The organism is Acidimicrobiales bacterium, from assembly GCA_041394185.1.
Classification (GTDB): Bacteria; Actinomycetota; Acidimicrobiia; order Acidimicrobiales; family Poriferisodalaceae; genus JAAETH01.
Window position 1 is genome coordinate 328,366 of sequence record JAWKIQ010000001.1, and the last position, 17,478, is coordinate 345,843.

Consider the following 17,478-nt stretch of genomic DNA (forward strand, 5'->3'; position numbering starts at 1 on the left):
CGTCGCGATGCACTTCGACGACGCAACCAGGGCCGTTCGATCGGGTGAAGCGCCCATGACCGTGGCCCGCCGACTGGTCGCGCACATGACACCGCAAGAGCGTCTCTGGTGCCTCGACGGCGACGGTCCGATATGGGCCGGCCTCGAGTTCATGGGGCAGGGCGGGTACTACAAAGACACTTTCAGCGCCGCTGTCGTCGAGCGCGTGGGGCTTGGCGGTGTGCACTTCGCCGACGGCCCCAGGGGATGCGTGGTCGGCAACTCGACCGCGTTTGCGGTGTCGATGGCCCGAGGAGCCACCTGGGACCCAGACCTGGAAGAACGTGTGGGCGAGGTGATCGGGCGCGAACTGCGCGCGGCGGGGGCCAACCTGACGGGCGCCGTTTGTGTGAACCTGCTGCGACATCCCGCATGGGGAAGGGCGCAGGAGACCTACGGAGAAGACCCGCATCACGTCGCAGAGATGGGAGCGGCGTTCACCCGCGGGCTGCAGCGAAACGTGATGGCGTGTGTCAAACACTTCGCCTGCAACTCGATGGAGAACGCCCGGTTCAGTGTCGACGTCAGCGTCGACGAGGTCGCGCTGCACGAGGTGTACCTGCCCCACTTCAGGCGGATAGTGCAAGAGGGTGTCGCCGCGGTGATGACCGCGTACAACTCGGTCAACGGCCAGTGGTGCGGCGAGAACCAGCACCTGATCGCCGATGTGCTGCGAGGCGAATGGGGTTTCGAGGGCTTTGTCATCAGCGACTGGATCTTCGGGCTCAGGGATGCCGCCAAGTCGTTGTCGGCGGGGCTGGACATCGAGATGCCGTATCGCATGATTCGGTACCCGAACCTTCCCCTCGCCCTCGAAGCGGGCGAGGTCAGCTGGGCCGAGGTCGACGAGGCCGTGGCGCGGGTCGTGGCGACCTTGCTCCGATTCGGCGATCTGTTGGCGGCGGATGCGCCGTCGCTGACCGTCGTCGGCTCCGACCCTCACCGCCGACTGGCGCGCGACGTGGCAGGCCGTTCGATCGTGTTGTTGCGCAACGAGCCCGTGGGTGGCGCTCGGGTGTTGCCGATGCAAACCGACTTGTCGCTGGCCGTCCTGGGGCACCTCGCCGACAGCGTGAATCTGGGCGATGGCGGATCCAGTGATGTTTGGGACACCGACTGCCACACAGCCTTGGCCGGCCTGACCGAGCGCTACTCGTCGGTCGCCCACGACGATGGTAGCGACCTCGACAGGGCCTCGGCGGTGGCCCGAGGCGCAGACGCCGCTGTGGTGGTGGTCGGCTACACCTATCTGGACGAGGGTGAGTACATCGGGCGCACAGACCCGTCCCTGGGTGCTCTCTTCCCAGCCGGCGACGAACCCGAAGTGGCCGACCGGTTCGCCCGACGTATCTCGCAACTGGCGCCGGTCGAGACGCCCGATTGGCGACGTCGGCCGCGTGGGTTTGCCGTTGGAGGCGACCGGTCGAGTCTGCGCCTGCACGAAGCCGACGTGGCGCTGATTCGGGCGGTAGTGGCGGCAAATCCCCGAACCGTGGTGGTGATCCAGGCGGGCAGCGCGGTGATCGTCGACGAGTGGGCATCCAGCGTTCCAGCGATCGTCCAGTCGTGGTACGGCGGATGTCGTGCAGGGGAAGGGCTGGCCGATGTGTTGTGCGGCGATGTGAACCCCTCGGGCCGGCTCGCTTTCAGCGTTCCGACCGACGAATCGCACCTGCCCGCATTCGACGCCGCAGCGACCGAGTTCGTGTACGACCGTTGGCACGGTTGGTGGCACCTGGCCCGGCATGGCCATCAACCCCGTTTCGCGTTCGGATTCGGGCTGTCGTACACCAGCTTTGAAATCGTCGACTCGCATGTCCAGCGCGGTGCCGATGGCCTGGTGGTGCGGGCGCGGGTTGCCAACACGGGCGCTCGCGACGGCGCCGACGTCGTGCAGGTGTACGCCGAACTGCCGGCGGCCGACCGCCCACCGCGCCTGGTGGGCTTTGCTCGCGTGGAAGTGCCTGCCGCCGGCGAGGCCGAGGTCGAGGTAGAGGTGCCGTTCGACAGGCTGGCCCTTCGCGATCCGTTGGCCGGTGCATGGGTACAACCCAACGGACGGCACATCATCTGCGTTGCTCGCAATGCCGCGGATGGTGCTGCACATCTGCACCACGTCGATATCTGAACCGACTCGCTCGCTGCCCGCACCGGGCGGGCCCGCTCAGGACGAGGCGTCGTGGTGGCGCGGGTCTTGTCGATAGATGCCGCGCAACCCCTCGTAGAGCCGGGGCCTGGCCGCGGCCAGATGCGCAGGGCGGCAGAAGAACACCTCGGTTGCCACCGCGAAGAACTCCGACCGGTTGCTCCAGGCGTAGGCGCGAAGAGGCTCGTCTTCGAGGGGCTCGCCCAGGTACTGGTCATCCAGCAGGGTCTTCCAGTGCGAGGCTTCGGCACCACGAAGTGGAGGCTCGCCGTCGCTGAAACCGCCGGCCATGTCGATCTTGTGTGTCATCTCGTGGATGACGACATTGCGGCCGCGATCTGGACGTCGGCTGTCGACGATGGCCTCGCTCCACGCGACACAAACCGGGGTCGAGTTGGGGCCGGTGCGTCCCGCAACCCGCATCGGCGAGTCGGAGAACACGCCGCCAGCGGGCCCGGCTCGGCGTGCTGTCACGGTGGTGGGCGACGATGTCACGATGATCGATCCGACGTTGCGGTAGAGCCACGTGTCCAGCGCCAGCACCGGTATGGCGGCGTTGGCTGCCACCGTCACCAGCACCTCAGGAGACAGGTCGACCGTGCCCACCGCCTCCCATCGTTTGGTTTCGATCAGCTCGAGGGTGATGTCTTGCAGCCTGGGTGCCAGGTCGACCTCGAGGCGCGACGCCAGGGCGACGTTCGTGTTGATGATGGCGCTGCACTGGTCTGGTGAAACAGCCGGTCGGCGGCGTCGGCCAAACATCGGGGTCCGTCGACCCGTCAGCCCGGCTCGGTGTATTCGCAGTGAACAGAGTGGACCTCACCGCTGAATACGAACGGCCGCTCGTGCATGTAGTCCAACGCCACGGGCGAACCGAGGTCCTTGCCCACGTCGAAGGTCTCGGAGAAGCTGAACATCGCCGGCATCGTCTTGGGCACGCGGGCCTGAGCCACCAGTTCCCCGTCGAGGTGCAGCCGGATGTCTGCGGGGCATCGGGCACGCCCGCCGTCGGAAACGAACTCGACGATGGCCGTGTGCTCGCCAGGGTTCATCGCGCCGGCAGCCACCGCCTTGGTGCGGTAGATACCGCCCGCGTTGTACTCGGCGCGCAGCACCCCGTTCTGGACATAGACGGTGAAGCCGCCGGTGACACCGCCCACGCAGAACAACACACCCTCGTCGTGCGGGCCACCGGTGAACGAGATGGTCGATCTGGATGAGGTGCCGCTGGTGAACTTGGGCGCCATCGACTCGGCGATGCGATCGTCGTCGCCGCCGAAGTTCCACGAGCGGATGGGCGTGGACCTCATCAGGTCGGGCCGATACACCGAAGACAGCAGGCCCGCACCAATCGGGAACACGTGGTTGGCCTCGGCATGGCGGTCGAACATCTCGCGCAGTTCTGCCAGCTTGGCCGGGTGTGTCTCGGCCAGGTCGCGAGCCTGGCTGAAGTCGTTGGTGAGGTCGTACAGCTCCCACTGGTCCTGGTCGGGGTCCCAGTCTTTGAGGCGGCTGTAGCTGCTGTCCCAGGGGTTGCGTGGCCCGAAGGCTCCGGCAAACCAGCCTTCGTGATAGACGCCGCGGCTGCCCATGATCTCGAAGTACTGGGTTTGGCGGCCCGTCCCTGCGTTGGCGTCGTGGAACGAACGGGCCATCGAAACGCCGTCGATGGGGTCTTGGTCGGCCCCGTAGAACGAGCCCGGAGCTTCTATACCCACGACGTCGTAGATGGTGGCGGCAATGTCTATGACGTGGTGGAACTGGCTCCGCGGCACCGGATCGGGTGCGAACCCCTTGGGCCACGACACCGCGAGTGGTGTGCGGGTGCCACCGAAGTGGGCGGCCACGAGCTTGGTCGACTTGAAGGGCGTCTCGCCGGCCCAGGCCCAGCCCGCGTGATACATGGGGTCAGATACCGCAGATCCCAGGCTGTCGAGCCCGCCGTAGTCGCGGTCGAGTACCTCGGTCTGTTCAGCTGGCATCACCCGAAAACCGTTGTGGCACAAGATCTCCGAGATCGTGCCGAACAGCCCCTCGGCCGAAGCCCCGTTGTCGGAGTTGATGTAGAAGACGAGCGTGTTGTCGAGTTCGCCCATGCGCTCGAGCTCGTCGAGCACCTTGCCGTATTGGCGGTCTGTGTGTTCGAGGAAGCCCGCATAGACCTCCATCAGACGGGTCTGGAAGCGCCGCTCGGCCTCGGGCACATTCTCCCAGCGCTGCATGGTGGGGTTGATGGGTGTCAGCTCGGCGTCGTCGGGAATCCAGCCAAGCGCCCGCTGGCGTTCGTAGGTCTGTTCGCGCAGCGCCTCCCAGCCATCGTCGAACGCCCCGGCGTACTTGTCGGCCCACTCGGTCGGTACGTGGTGGGGCCCATGAACCGCTCCGGGCGTGAAGTACAGGAACACCGGCGCCTCGGGCCGCGTGTTGCGCTGTCTCCTGAGGTAGTCGATGGCGCGGGCGGCCATGTCTTCGGTCAGGTGATAGTCGGGGTCGTGCGGGGGTTCTATCGGAGTGGTGTTCTCGAACAGCCTCGGCTCGTACTGTGACGTCTCGGCGGCCATGAAGCCGTAGAAGTAGTCAAAGCCCATGCCCGTGGGCCAACGGTCGAACGGCCCGGTGCGGTTGACCTCGTTGGCGGGAGTGTTGTGCCACTTGCCGAACGCCGCGGTGGCGTAGCCGTATTCGCCCAGCACCTGGGCCACGGTGGCTGCACCGGCGGGGATCTCGCCGATGTAGCCGTCGAAATCGGTCGAATACTCGGGTATCTGCCCGAACCCGACAGCGTGGTGGTTGCGGCCGGTCAGGACACATGCCCGCGTCGGCGAACACATCGCAGTGGTGTGGAACCGGTTGTAGGCAACCCCCGAACGCCATACCCGCTCCATAGTGGGCATCTCGACCGGGCCGCCGTAACACGTTGCGTTGGAATAGCCGGCGTCGTCGGTCATGAAGATGACCACGTTCGGTGCATCCTCGCGCAGGCGCCTGGCCTCGCTGCGCCAATGATGCTCGGAGTCGAGAAGTGTGCGACCCGCTGTGCTGGACGACGTCGGCGGCGGAAACGGCAACGAGGGACCGGTGGGGGAGTTTGCTTTGACCACGGGGCGATCCTAGGTGCACGGCCCGCAACGGCCTAAGGCGGCCGATCTCGACACGTGGGCCGACAGGTGCTGGATAGGGTTCTGGCCATGGCAACCGAAGTCCACAAGACCAGCTCGGGTCTCCAGTACTTACGCACTCCAGACGAACGGTTCGACGACCTGCCCGACTTCGACTATCGGCCGCGGTATGTCGACGTCGACGGCTTGCGCATGGCCTACCTGGACGAGGGTCCGGCCGATGGTCAGGCCGTCCTGCTGCTGCACGGCGAGCCGGCCTGGAGCTTCCTGTACCGGCGCATGCTGCCGCCGTTGCTCGAGGCCGGTTATCGCTGCGTGGTCCCAGACCTCATCGGTTTCGGGCGCTCGGACAAGCCCATAGATCGTGACGCCTACAGCTACAACGGCCACGTCGCCTGGTTGCACCGTTTCCTCGACACCATCGAGCTTCCGCAGCGGAGCTTGCTGTTCGCGCAGGACTGGGGAGGGCTCTTGGGCTTGCGCTTGGTGGCCGAGCGCGTCGGTCAGTTCGGCAAGGTCGCCGTGGGCAATACCGGCCTGCCCACCGGCGAGTCTCTGGGCGCCGGGTTCGACGCCTGGCTGGCGTTCTCGCAAAGCGAATCGTTCCGCAACGTCGGCCCGATGTTCGGTCGGGCGGTGCAGTCGCGTCGGCTCACCGCAGCCGAGATGGCGGCATATGACGCCCCGTTCCCCGATGTCGACTACATGGCGGGCGCCATCGCCTTCCCTGCGCTGGTGCCGATCACGCCGCAACACGGTGCGGTTGCCGAGAACCGGGCCGCTTGGCGGGTGCTCGAAGGCCGCACCGAGCCGTTCTTGACCCTGTGGTGCCCCGGCGACCCGGTGCTGGGCCACCTGGCTCACCAATTCATCGACCGGATCCCGGGAGCACAAGGCCAACCGCATCAGACGTTCGAACCCGGCGGCCACTTCATCCAGGACGACCGCGGTGAAGACATCGCCGCCGCGTTGCTCGAGTGGTGGGCCGGCTGATCCACTCGCACCGTTTGGCCGGGGCCGAAACGGGTTAAGACCCGCTGATGCAGCAGACGTTCGCCCTCGACCTCGCCAGAGACACGGCACTGGGAGGCGCAGCCTGGTCTGGCGTGCTGGTGGCGGTGCTGGCGGTCGTCACCTGGATCGCCAACAGGTTGGCAGCCCGGGCGTTCAGCGACGTCGAGCAGAGATTCAACGCCCGCCGTGTGGTCCGTGCCGTGGTGTGGTTCTTCGGGCTGTTGGGCCTGATGGTGATCTGGCAGCCACTCGGCGGCACTCTGGCGCCGACGTTGGGCCTGGCCACAGCTGGCCTGGCGTTCGCCATGCAGGAGGCGGTGGGCGCGGTCGCCGGGTGGTTCAACATCACCTTCGGCTCGATCTTCAAGGTAGGAGACCGGGTGCAGATGGGCGGGGTGCAAGGTGACGTCATCGACATCTCGCTCTTGAAGACCCGGCTGATGGAGGTCGGCGACGACTCGGGCACCACATGGGTGGGCGGACGCCAATACACCGGAAGGGTCATAACCGTCTCGAACAAGGCGACCTTCACCCAGCCGGTGTTCAACTACAGCAGCTACTTCGAGTACATCTGGGAGGAGCTGGAGGTCGCAATACCTCACCACGAAGACTGGCCCCGCGCCAGCGAGGTGCTGGAGGAAGAGGCGCGGCGCCTGGCCACAGCCGAAGGTGCCAAGGAAGCGATGGAGGCCGTGCGCCACAGGTTCCCGGTACCAGAGACCGAGCTCGAGCCGCGCGTTTTTGCCTCGGCCGACGAGGACTACATGCGCCTCGCCGTGCGGTTCGTGGTGCCGATTCGCAGCGCCCGCTCGGCCAAGGACGACATCATCAGGCGCATCCACAGCAGGCTCGAGGATGCGGGCGTCGAGGTGGTCTCGACGAGCGTGGTGCAGCAGGCCAGCGAGGTCTGGTACCCCGTGGGCCGTGCAGGCGGCTCGCCGCATCGACAGGAGAACTGACCTAAGACTGGGCTAAGACTTCTGAAGCATTCCATTTTCGGCGCATTTTCCGCAGAGCCTTCGACCGGGCATCGATCGGAACTATGGTGCGCGGCTATGACTTCTTCTCTGCTCACATTCCTGCGCGGTCTGGCCTCACGGTCTGGTCGCGGGCGGGCCCGAGTGCCCGTGTTGTTCCTGGCGCTGGTGCTGATAGCCGCGGCGTGTGGATCTGACTCCGACGATGGCGATGCCTCCGACGATTCCTCGGACACCACCGCTGCTGCCGACAGCGGCGACTCGGGCGACGCATCCAGCGATGCGCCCAAGCTGGCCATCGTCTATTCGGCCGAGTGGTTCGACGGCTCGTGGGGCGAGGCGGCATATGACGGCGCCAACGCACTGCTGGACGCAGGACTGGTCTCCGACATCGCCCTCAGCGAGAGTGTTCCGCCGGGCGCCGAGTCCGAGCGGGCGCTGCGCGCCTACGCCGAAGACGGCTACAACCCCATCATCGCCCACTCGTTCGACTTCGGCGACGACGTCAAGAAGGTCGCCGCCGACTTCCCCGACACGATCTTCGTGTACGCGGGCGGCTTCGGTGATGTGAACGCCAACGTCGGCGACTACGACCAGCCCTTCTATCAGGCCGCATACCTCGAGGGCATCCTCGCTGCGGGTGCCACCGATGGTGGAGCTGTAGCGGGCGCGGGCGGATTCGAGATTCCGGCTTGCTACTCGATGTACGAGGCCTTCCTGGCCGGTGCCAAGGAAGTGCGTCCCGACACCGAGGGTTCGTTTGTGGCCGTCGGCGACTGGTACGACGTGCAGCTCGCCAAGGAGGCTGCCCTGGGCCAGGCCGAGGCCGGTGCAACGATGTTCATCGGCTGTGGCCAGGGTCCGACGTTCGGCCAGATCGAGGCGGCCAACGACGCCGGTGGCGTGTCCAGCGGCTATGTGGGCGACATGTCGGGTGTGGGAGACTCTGTGCTCGTGTCGTTCGATTGGAACCTTGGGGCGGTGTTCGAGCAGATGGTCGCCGATGTTGCAGCAGGCAGCAACGAGGCTCGTTACTACAGCGTGCCCCTGTCTGAGGGCGGCATGAGCGTGGTCATCGACGAGGCCGACGCCGACATGATCTCGGCTGAGGCCATGGCCCTGTACGAACAGCGACTGTCCGAGATCGAGGCCGGCACCTTCGAGGTGCCGTTCGTGCCCGAGCGGGGCTGATCGTTGAAGCCTGTCGACCGCCCCGACGGTGAATCTGTGCCGTCGGGGTCGGTCGCGCCCGCCGTCGAGATGCGCGGCATCGAACGCCGCTTCGGGTCGACCGTTGCGTTGGACGGAGTCGACCTGACACTGCGCAGCGGCGAGATCCACGCCCTGCTGGGGTCAAACGGTGCAGGCAAGTCGACGCTGATGAAGGTGTTGGTCGGGCTGGAAGAACCCGACGCGGGCACGGTCGACATCATGGGTGCGCCCGTCGACCGATTCGACCCCGGTGCCATCAGGGCGCGGGGAGTGGCCATGGTGCAGCAGCACTTCACCCTCATCCCCACGCTGACGGCTGGCGAAAACCTCGTCTTGGCCCGGCCCGAGAGCAGGCGTCTTCCCGATCGTGCCGGCTGCCGTGCCAGGGTCGAGCAACTGATCGAACGTTTCGGCCTGCCGGTGCGCACCGACGTGCCGGCCGGAGAACTGTCGGTGGGCGAGCAGCAACGCCTCGAGCTCTTGCGGGCACTCGATGCCGACGCCCGCGTTCTGTTGTTGGACGAACCAACAGCGGTGCTGACCGATCACGAGGCGGCACATCTGCTGGTGGTGTGTCGCAAGCTCGCCGACGACGGCCGGGCTGTGGCGGTCATCACCCACCGCCTTGGCGAGGTGTTCGCCGGTTGCGATCGGGTGACCGTGCTGCGCGAGGGTCGCGAGGTAATCGGAGACGACCCGGTTTCGGCCCACACCAGGGCCGATCTCGCGACCGCCATGATCGGCTCGATAGCAACCGGCAAGTTCACCGAGCGTGCCCGCCCCCAGCACGATGCCGCCGATTCGCAGGCCCAAGGCCCGCCTCGTTTGTCGGTCAGCGGCTTGCGTTCGGGCATGCTCGCAGGGGTCGACCTCGACCTGTACCCGGGCGAGATCGTCGCCATCGCCGGTGTCGACGGCAACGGCCAGGCAGACCTGGAGGCCGCCCTGTCCGGACGCACCCAACCCGACGGCGGGTCGGTGCAGGTCGACGGGGTGGACATGGCGGTGTCTCAGCCCCGAGCCAGGCGCGGCTATGGCGTCGCCTACATCCCTTCAGATCGATATCGCTGGGGCCTGGTCAGGCCCATGGATCTGGCCGACAATCTCGAATTGGGCCGAGTGGCCGCGGTTCGGCGAAGGCGCAGGCACCGCCGGGCCGACGCCGCAGATGCGCTCGAGGCATGGAACGTCCGCAGCGCCGGCCCCGCGGCCCGAACCGCCACCCTGTCTGGCGGCAACGCCCAGAAGCTGGTTCTGGCGCGCGAGCTAGACGAGGAACCGGCGGTGGTTCTGGCCTGTTATCCCACACGCGGGCTAGACCCCTCGGCCGCAGACTCGGTAGCCGGCAAGCTCATCGAACGGGCCGAACGCGGCGCCTCTGTCTTGTGGATCGGCTCCGAACTCGACGAGCTGTTCGCAGTGGCCGACAGGCTGTTCGTGATGTTCGACGGCCGATTCACCGGCCCGTTCAAACCTCCATTCGACCGCGCTGCCATCGGCCTTGCGATGGCAGGCGCCGAGCTGGACACCGACGGCGAGATGGTGGTCGATGTGCGCGACGGTGTTGGTGTGGCGGAGGCCGGTTCGTGACCTCGCTCGAAACACCGCCCACGGGCATGGGAACCGACAGCCCCGCGACAGGTGACGCCGCCAGCCCATTCACAGAAAACGAACCTGGTGGGCACGGGCGGCGTTCGTACTCGACGTGGGTGCCGGCGGTGCTGGTTCCATTGGCGGCCGTCGTATTCGCGCTGATCGCGGGCGCGGTGATGATCGTGGTCGAGGGGGCGGCACCACTCGACGTGTACAGCACCGCTCTGTCGGGCGTGTTCACCAAGTCGAGGGGGTTGTCCGACACCGCCACCGCCGCCACACCTCTGATCATCATCGGCCTGGGCTATGCCCTGGCCTACCGGGCCCGGGTGTTCACCATCGGTGCCGAAGGCCAGTACCTGGTGGGCGCCATCGCATCGGTGGGGGTTGTGACGGCTCCGGCTCTGTCGGGCCTGCCAGGTCCGATTCTGGTGGTCATCGGTTTGGCCACAGCGGTTGTCGCCGGCGCGGTGTGGGGTGGCATCACCGGTTGGCTGTGGACCCGATTCGGCGCCAGCATCGTGATCTCTTCGTTGATGTTGGTGTACGTCGCCCAGGCCCTGCTGCAGTGGTCGATACGAGTGCCCATCCGAGATCCCGACTCGTTCGTACCCGCCAGCCGTCAGCTCGGCGATGCCCAACTCGATTCGCTTCCCATCGTCAACACCCACCTCGGGTTCGTGGTGGCCGTCGCCGCCGGGCCTGTGCTGGCGATGCTCCTGGCGCGTCACCGGGTCGGGTTCCGGGTCTCGGTGTTGGGATTCAATCCCAGTGCTCTCGACGCCAACGAGGTCGCATCCAAACAGGTCGTCATGACCGTGGTCCTGGCTGCGGGTGGCCTCGCGGGTGCCGCCGGTTTCTTCGAGATGTCGGGTGTCAACGGGCGCCTGGGCGCCTCGGCCAGCGTCGGCTTCGGTTTCACCGCCATCATCGTGGCCCTTCTAGGCCGGCTGCATCCGATCGGTGTGGTGGTTGCCGGTCTGGGTGTTGCGGGGCTCGACATCGGCTTCGAGGTTGCCGCCCGCTCGCACGATCTGCCATCGTCGTTGGTGGGTGTCATACAAGCTCTGGTAGTGGTGTTCGTGGTTGCGGGCGATGCGCTGTACGCCCGCTTCGGCAACCCTGGGGAGGCGGCGTCATGAGCACGATCCTGACCATGGCCACGGTTGCCGCCGCTCTGCGGCTGTCGATTCCCGTGGCACTGGCCGCCATGGGCGCGGTGGTCAGCGAACGCAGCGGGGTCTTGAACCTGGGCGTTGAGGGAATGATGCTGACCGGCGCGTTCGCCGCCTACTCGGCGGCCGAGGCATCGGGATCGCCCTGGTTGGGGTTGGTCGCCGGGCTGGCCGCCGGGGCCGCAGCCGGATTGCTGCTGGCGGTGTTCGTCGTCATCGGGCGATCGAACCAGATCGTCACCGGCATTGCGTTCACCCTGCTGGCGGGTTACCTGACCACCTACCTGTTCCAGCGCAACTACGCCATCGGCCAGATTCCGCCCCGCCTCAACCGCATCGATCTGCTGGCGTTGGTGGTGTTGACGGCGGTCGTCGTCGTCGCCGTCTACTACCTGTTGCAGCGCACCACCTTCGGCTTGGCCTTAGGCGCCGTCGGCGAATCGCCCGAGGCTGCCGACGCACTCGGCTACGACGTGGTGCGCATTCGTGTCGCGGCCACCATCATCGGTGGTGGCCTGGCCGGGCTGGGCGGCGCGGCCCTGGTTTGTGGCCCGCTGGGGTTGTTCATAGAGAACGTCACCGCCGGCCGCGGATGGGTAGCGCTGGCGTTGGTGGTGTTCTCGGGCTGGAAGACCTTCCCCGCCGTGGTGGGCGCCTTCTTGTTCGGTCTGTCCGACGCCATCCAGCTTCGACTGCAGGGAACCCAGTCGGCCATCCCATATGAGTTCTTTCTCGCTCTGCCGTACATGCTGACCCTCATGGCCCTGGTGCTGCGCGCACGCGCCAGCCGCACCCCGGCCGCACTTGGGGTCGCGTTCGTTCGCGGAGCCCATTGAGGTTCGCCCGATTCGTCAGCGAAAGGATCAACTGATGAGCCTGCCAGACATCGACCTAGCCCCATTCGCAACCGGTGTTCCGCTTCCCAACCCGGAGGCCGAAGCCATCGCCAGAACCATCGACTCGTCACTGCGCGAGATCGGCTTCTTGACCGTGCACAACCACGGCATCCCGGCCGAGGTCAAGGACCGCTACTTCGCGGCGATGAAGGAGTTCTTCGCTCAGCCCGTCGAGGAAAAAGAGCGCATCGGCATCGGCAAGAGCGATGCACACCGCGGCTATGTGGGTTTTGCGGCCGAGACCCTCGAGGGTGCCATCGGCGGTGAAGAGACCATCGGCGACATGCTGGCCGGCGACATGAAGGAGACCCTCGACACCGGCACCGAGCAGGGTCCGGATCATCCCGAAGTCATCGCCGGGACCCCGTTGCACGGCCCCAATCAGTTCCCCGAACTGCCCGGTTTCCGCGAAGCGTGGGATGCCTACCGCGAGGCCGTCATCGAGACTGCGTTGCGCATGCAGAGGGCGCTGGCGATGGCCTTGGAACTGGAGCCCACCCTGTTCGAGGACATGCCAGGCGAGACGATGTACCACCTGCGCATGATCCACTATCCGCCCATGGACACCCTGACCCCCGAACCGGGCCAGCTCGGCTGTGGCGCACACACCGACTATGGAACCATCACGGTCCTGGGCGACGACGGAAACGGTGGGCTACAGGTCCGCAAGCGTTCGGGCGAGTGGATCGACGTCGTCGTGCCCGAGGATCACATGGTCATCAACATCGGCGACCTGATGGCGATCTGGACCAACGACCGCTGGGTATCGAACCCTCACCGGGTGGTGAACCCGCCTTCTACCGACCGCTACTCGAGCCCTTTGTTCGTGACACCGCCATTCCACCTGCGCATCGAGACGCTGCCCACCTGCCGTGACGAGCCGTTGCGGCACGAGCCGATGATCTCGGGTCCGTACCTGATGTCGCGCTTCGACGGAACCCACAGCTATCGCAACGAATTGCTCGAAGAACACAACCGTCTCGTCAGCTGACCCATGTCGGCGCCATGAGCAGCCCGAAGGGGCGCTACGACTTCGTCATCGTCGGGGGAGGGTCGGCAGGCTGTGCGCTGGCCAACCGGCTGAGCGCAGACCCTGACGTCACCGTGCTGGTGTTGGAGGCCGGCCGCCGCGACTGGCGTTGGGACGTGTTCATCCATATGCCGGCTGCGTTGACATATCCCATCGGCAGCCGCTTCTACGACTGGAAATACGAGAGCGAGCCCGAGCCACGCATGGGTGGGCGACGGGTGTACCACGCTCGCGGCAAGGTTCTGGGCGGGTCGAGCAGCATCAACGGCATGATCTTCCAGCGCGGAAACCCCATGGACTACGACAAGTGGTCCGAGGCGCCGGGTATGCAGCACTGGGACTATGCCCACTGTCTGCCCTACTTCAAACGGATGGAGCAGAGGCTGATCGGGGGTGATGCGTGGAGGGGCGACAGCGGGCCCCTGCGCCTCGAGACCGGTCCGGCCGCCAACCCCCTGTTCGACGCCTGGCTCGAAGCGGGCCCTCAGGCCGGGTTTCACCGGACCCAGGACGTAAACGGGTACCAGCAGGAGGGGTTCGCGGTCTTCGACAAGAACGTGGTGCGAGGTCGTCGCCTCAGCGCTGCACGCGCCTACCTTCACCCGGTTCTCGATCGTCCCAATCTCGACCTTGTGACGCTGGCGCAAGCGAATCGGATCGTGTTCTCGGGCAATCGGGCCACCGGCGTCGAGTATCGCCGGGGCCGGCGAACTCATGTGGTCGAAGCCGGAGAGGTCATCAGCTGTGGCGGGGCGTTCAACTCACCCCAACTGCTGCAGCTGTCGGGCGTCGGCGACGCCGAACACCTGAGGGGGCTGGGCATTGGCGTCGTCACAGACCTGCCCGGCGTGGGCGAGAACCTGCAAGACCATCTCGAGGTCTACATACAACATTCGTGTAAGCAGCCCGTGTCGATGCAGCCCTACATCGCAAAGTGGCGGATGCCCTTCATCGGTCTGCAGTGGCTGGCACGGCGCGGCCCCGCTGCCACCAACCACTTCGAGGCTGGCGCGTTCGTGCGCAGCAACGACGATGTGCAGTACCCGAATCTGATGTTCCACTTCCTGCCCATCGCGATCCGCTACGACGGGTCTTCGCCTGCGGGTGGTCACGGCTATCAGGTGCATATCGGGCCCATGTACAGCGACGTTCGGGGTTCGGTGAAGATCACATCCGACGATCCCCGGGTGCATCCGGCCATTCGATTCAACTACCTGTCCACCCAGGACGACCGTCGCGAGTGGGTCGAGGCGGTGCGCACGGCGCGGCTGATCATGAGCCAGCCTGCGTTCGAGCCATACGACGGTGGCGAGATCTCACCCGGGCCATCGGTAGAGACCGACGAAGAGATCCTCGCCTGGATCGCCCGTGACGCCGAGACGGCTCTGCACCCTTCGTGTACTGCGCGCATGGGCGTCGACGACATGGCTGTGGTCGACCCACAGACGATGAGGGTCCACGGCGTCGATGGTCTGCGCGTAGTAGATGCGTCGGTGATGCCGGTGATCACCAACGGCAACATCTATGCACCGGTGATGATGATCGCGGAACGGGCGGCCGACATGATCCTGGGCAATCAGCAGTTGCCCGCAGACGACACGGCGGTGCACCGAGCTCCTGATGTGGGCCGCTTCGGATAGTTGACAACATTCATTAGTCTCGACTAATCATTAGATGTGGCTAATGAAGCGGCTCTGCAGGCAATCGGCAACCCAACCCGTCGAAGGGTGCTCGAGCTGTTGCGGAGCGGTGAGCGCACGGTCGGGGAACTGACCGAAGAGATGCCGATCACCCAGGGCGCGGTGTCCCAACACCTGAAGGTCCTGAAAGACGCCGGCATCGTTCAGGTCAGGTCCGAGGGAACGCGACATCTCTACTCGGTAGACCTGGGAGGGCTCGGCGAGATCCGCGCCTGGGTCGACTCGTTCTGGGACGACGTCCTCGATGCCTTCGTACGCCACGCAGAGCAACCCGATTCGGAGAAACCATGAGTACCGCCCAAACGCAATCCGCTCCGCCCGTTGTCCGCGCTGCAACGGTCGAACGTTCGGCCGATGCTGCCTTCACCATCTTCACCGACCAGATCGGTGCCTGGTGGCCGCTGCCGACCCACGGCATCTTCGGCGATAGCTCGGGCGGCGTGCACTTCGCCGATGGCCACCTCGTCGAGATCGCAGTCGATGGCTCGATGACCACATGGGCCAAGGTGCTCGAGTGGAGTCCAGCCCAACGGCTCGTCCTGGCCTGGCATCCGGGCGGCGAACTCGAGGATGCGAGTCGTGTCGAGGTGACCTTCGTGGCCGAGAACGCCGAACGAACCAGGGTCGAGATCAGGCACTTCGGCTGGGAAGCCTTCGGCGAAGCCGGGGTTGCGCGGCGCCGTGGCTACGTCGGCCCTTCGGCCTGGGGTTACGTGCTCGACGAGTACGCCGATGGGGTCGAACCCAGGGCCGACCGACCTGATCTGTCGGGCCTGCAGTCGGCCTACGACGAGTTGTTCGCCGAGTTCGAGGCCGGTGGGTTTGGCCCGGCGCCGGCAGGGCAGTGGGACGCCCAGCGGGTGCTGGCCCACGTTGCACTCAACGACCTGGCCATGACACGCATCTGCCTCGGGCTCATCCACGGTCGGGAACGAACCTTCGAGAACCACACATGCCAGGTGCCCGACAACCTCGCCTCGGTCATCGAGGGCTGCGGTAGCCGTGACGAACTGGTGCACTTCGGCCGCCAATGCGCCGAGCAGATGATCGCGGCGGTGGCCCGCCTGGACGACCAGCAGCGGTCGACCCTGGTGCATTGTCGGCTTGAACACGATGGCGAGGTCGTCCTCGACGAGCCGCGCCCTTGGGGCGTCATCGCCATCGACGTTCAAGCCGGCATGCACCTTCGCGCCCACATCGACCAGCTCCGCGACCTGCGACAGGGCTGAACCAGCAGCCCATCCGAAAGCGGGTCGGCCTACTCCGCGCCGGCCTGGTGCAGTCGACGCAGCAGCCCCAACGATTCGTCGACACTCGAACTCAGGGTTGCGGACACGTCGACCGGAACGCCCACGGCCTCGAAGCAGTTGCCGTCGAGATCGGTATAGACCTCCATCGACATCGTCAGGGCCGTGCCGTCGGGCAGCAGCCAGTCGATCGCGTCCGAGAATTCACCGAACGAGGACGACCCGACCAGCCGCGCATCGGACGTGGCGGTGACCGCCAACAAGAACACTTCGGCTGCACTTGCCGTCAGCGGCGATGTCATGACCACGATGTCGCCGTCGAAGAACACCCCGGCACGGTCTACCTGTATGAGCTGGGGCAAGGGATCGGGTGATGCGTACGCCCACTTTTGATAGGCGGGGCCGGGCCTTTGGGCGAAGTACCCGGCCGCCAGCACGGCCAGGTCTTCGTGGCCACCCGGGTTGAATCGCATGTCGATTACCAGTGAGTCGAAGCGCGAGTCCAGATCGGCGACGGCTAGGTCGAGGGCCGAGCGCAACGAGGTCACGTCTGCCCAGGCGTCTTCACCACCTTGACCCAGATCGACGAAGCTGGACATCAGCAGATACCCGGTGTGCGCATCGAGCCCACCCCAAACGACGGTGCCCGTTTCGTCGATCTGGGGCTCGGTGAGCCGGCCCAGAGTCGACGCAACCTCTCCATCGATCAAGACGACCAGGTCTTGTGAATCCGATGCCGCTGCCAGACCGAATCGGCCCAGGTCCGGTTCGATGTCCTGCCCGTCGAGGGTGGTGTGGCCATCGCCCAGCGTCTGAAGGAACGATGCCAGGGTCGGCTCGAGGTCGTGGCCGGCTGAGACGGCCGCTTGTATGGCTTCGAACCGCTCTGGCCAGTCGATGCCGCGCTGGTCGAAGAAGGGGTAGTGGCGGGTGAATGCTTCGTCGAGGGCGGTCAGTGTGTCGGCGACGTTGGCCTCGCACCGTGGGGGCCCCACCAGCGGCAGCAGCCGATAGTCGGTGGTGGGGCCCACCAGATCGACCACCACAACACCGTCCTCGGTCTCGGTGTGGTCGACGACCAAGGTGTTGTCGAAGCTCTCGCCCACAGTGCATGTCGACGGTGTCACGAAGTGCGGCGTTATCTCGTCGCCTTCTACATGCAGCACCGTGCCGTATCCCGACATCTCGAACCAGCCGTCGGGCAGCACCAGCGGCTGTGCCTCGACCGACTCGTCGGCCGAACCGCACCCGACGAGGAACAGGCCGCACGCCAGCGTCACGGCCCGCAACACCGCTCGCGTCGAATTGGAACCATTCGTGGTCATCTCGC

Annotated in this window: 14 protein-coding genes; 11 read left to right on the forward strand and 3 right to left on the reverse strand. The window is 66.0% G+C overall.

The window, feature by feature from the left end:
* Positions 1–7: 7 nt before the first annotated feature.
* Positions 8–2,167: a glycoside hydrolase family 3 N-terminal domain-containing protein gene (locus tag R2770_01600; GenBank protein ID MEZ5279140.1), complete on the forward strand. Its 2,160-nt coding sequence runs from the start codon at positions 8–10 to the stop codon at positions 2,165–2,167.
* A 36-nt stretch (positions 2,168–2,203) separates the two neighbouring features.
* Here the strand turns inward: R2770_01600 and R2770_01605 are convergent, their stop codons facing one another.
* Both R2770_01605 and R2770_01610 read right to left on the reverse strand, forming a co-directional pair.
* Positions 2,204–2,947: a M90 family metallopeptidase gene (locus R2770_01605; GenBank protein MEZ5279141.1), complete on the reverse strand. Its 744-nt coding sequence runs from the start codon at positions 2,945–2,947 to the stop codon at positions 2,204–2,206.
* Positions 2,948–2,964: 17 nt separating this feature from the next.
* Positions 2,965–5,286 carry an arylsulfatase gene (locus tag R2770_01610; protein MEZ5279142.1) on the reverse strand — a complete coding sequence of 774 codons (2,322 nt, stop codon included), beginning with the start codon at positions 5,284–5,286 and terminating at the stop codon, positions 2,965–2,967.
* Positions 5,287–5,373: 87 nt separating this feature from the next.
* Between R2770_01610 and R2770_01615 the strand changes: the two genes are divergently transcribed.
* The 10 genes from R2770_01615 (at position 5,374) to R2770_01660 (ending at position 16,130) form a co-directional block, all read left to right on the forward strand.
* A complete protein-coding gene (locus R2770_01615; protein MEZ5279143.1) occupies positions 5,374–6,297 on the forward strand; it encodes a haloalkane dehalogenase in 924 nt (307 codons plus the stop codon).
* 47 nt (positions 6,298–6,344) lie between these two features.
* The gene (locus tag R2770_01620; protein ID MEZ5279144.1) at positions 6,345–7,277 is read left to right on the forward strand and encodes a mechanosensitive ion channel; all 933 of its coding nucleotides are present in this window, start codon (positions 6,345–6,347) and stop codon (positions 7,275–7,277) included.
* Between the two features lie 96 nt (positions 7,278–7,373).
* Positions 7,374–8,486: a BMP family protein gene (locus R2770_01625; GenBank protein ID MEZ5279145.1), complete on the forward strand. Its 1,113-nt coding sequence runs from the start codon at positions 7,374–7,376 to the stop codon at positions 8,484–8,486.
* 3 nt (positions 8,487–8,489) lie between these two features.
* Positions 8,490–10,097 (forward strand): ATP-binding cassette domain-containing protein, encoded by a 1,608-nt coding sequence (locus tag R2770_01630; GenBank protein ID MEZ5279146.1) that lies wholly within the window; start codon positions 8,490–8,492, stop codon positions 10,095–10,097.
* Complete coding sequence (locus R2770_01635; protein MEZ5279147.1) at positions 10,094–11,242, forward strand: ABC transporter permease; 1,149 nt, start codon at positions 10,094–10,096, stop codon at positions 11,240–11,242. The genes R2770_01630 and R2770_01635 overlap by 4 nt, the downstream gene beginning before the upstream one ends.
* Positions 11,239–12,111: an ABC transporter permease gene (locus R2770_01640; GenBank protein ID MEZ5279148.1), complete on the forward strand. Its 873-nt coding sequence runs from the start codon at positions 11,239–11,241 to the stop codon at positions 12,109–12,111. The genes R2770_01635 and R2770_01640 overlap by 4 nt, the downstream gene beginning before the upstream one ends.
* A 34-nt stretch (positions 12,112–12,145) precedes the next feature.
* A complete protein-coding gene (locus tag R2770_01645) occupies positions 12,146–13,162 on the forward strand; it encodes a 2-oxoglutarate and iron-dependent oxygenase domain-containing protein (protein ID MEZ5279149.1) in 1,017 nt (338 codons plus the stop codon).
* A 14-nt stretch (positions 13,163–13,176) separates the two neighbouring features.
* Positions 13,177–14,841, forward strand: coding sequence for a choline dehydrogenase (betA, locus tag R2770_01650; GenBank protein MEZ5279150.1), 1,665 nt, complete (start codon positions 13,177–13,179; stop codon positions 14,839–14,841).
* A 36-nt stretch (positions 14,842–14,877) separates the two neighbouring features.
* Positions 14,878–15,192 carry a metalloregulator ArsR/SmtB family transcription factor gene (locus tag R2770_01655; protein ID MEZ5279151.1) on the forward strand — a complete coding sequence of 105 codons (315 nt, stop codon included), beginning with the start codon at positions 14,878–14,880 and terminating at the stop codon, positions 15,190–15,192.
* A complete protein-coding gene (locus R2770_01660) occupies positions 15,189–16,130 on the forward strand; it encodes an SRPBCC domain-containing protein (GenBank protein MEZ5279152.1) in 942 nt (313 codons plus the stop codon). Before R2770_01655 ends, R2770_01660 begins: the two co-directional genes overlap by 4 nt.
* A gap of 29 nt (positions 16,131–16,159) precedes the next feature.
* On the opposite strand, the gene R2770_01665 is transcribed toward R2770_01660, so the two are convergent.
* On the reverse strand, positions 16,160–17,473 hold the full coding sequence (locus tag R2770_01665) for a S41 family peptidase (GenBank protein ID MEZ5279153.1): 1,314 nt from the start codon (positions 17,471–17,473) through the stop codon (positions 16,160–16,162).
* Between the last annotated feature and the right edge of the window lie 5 nt (positions 17,474–17,478).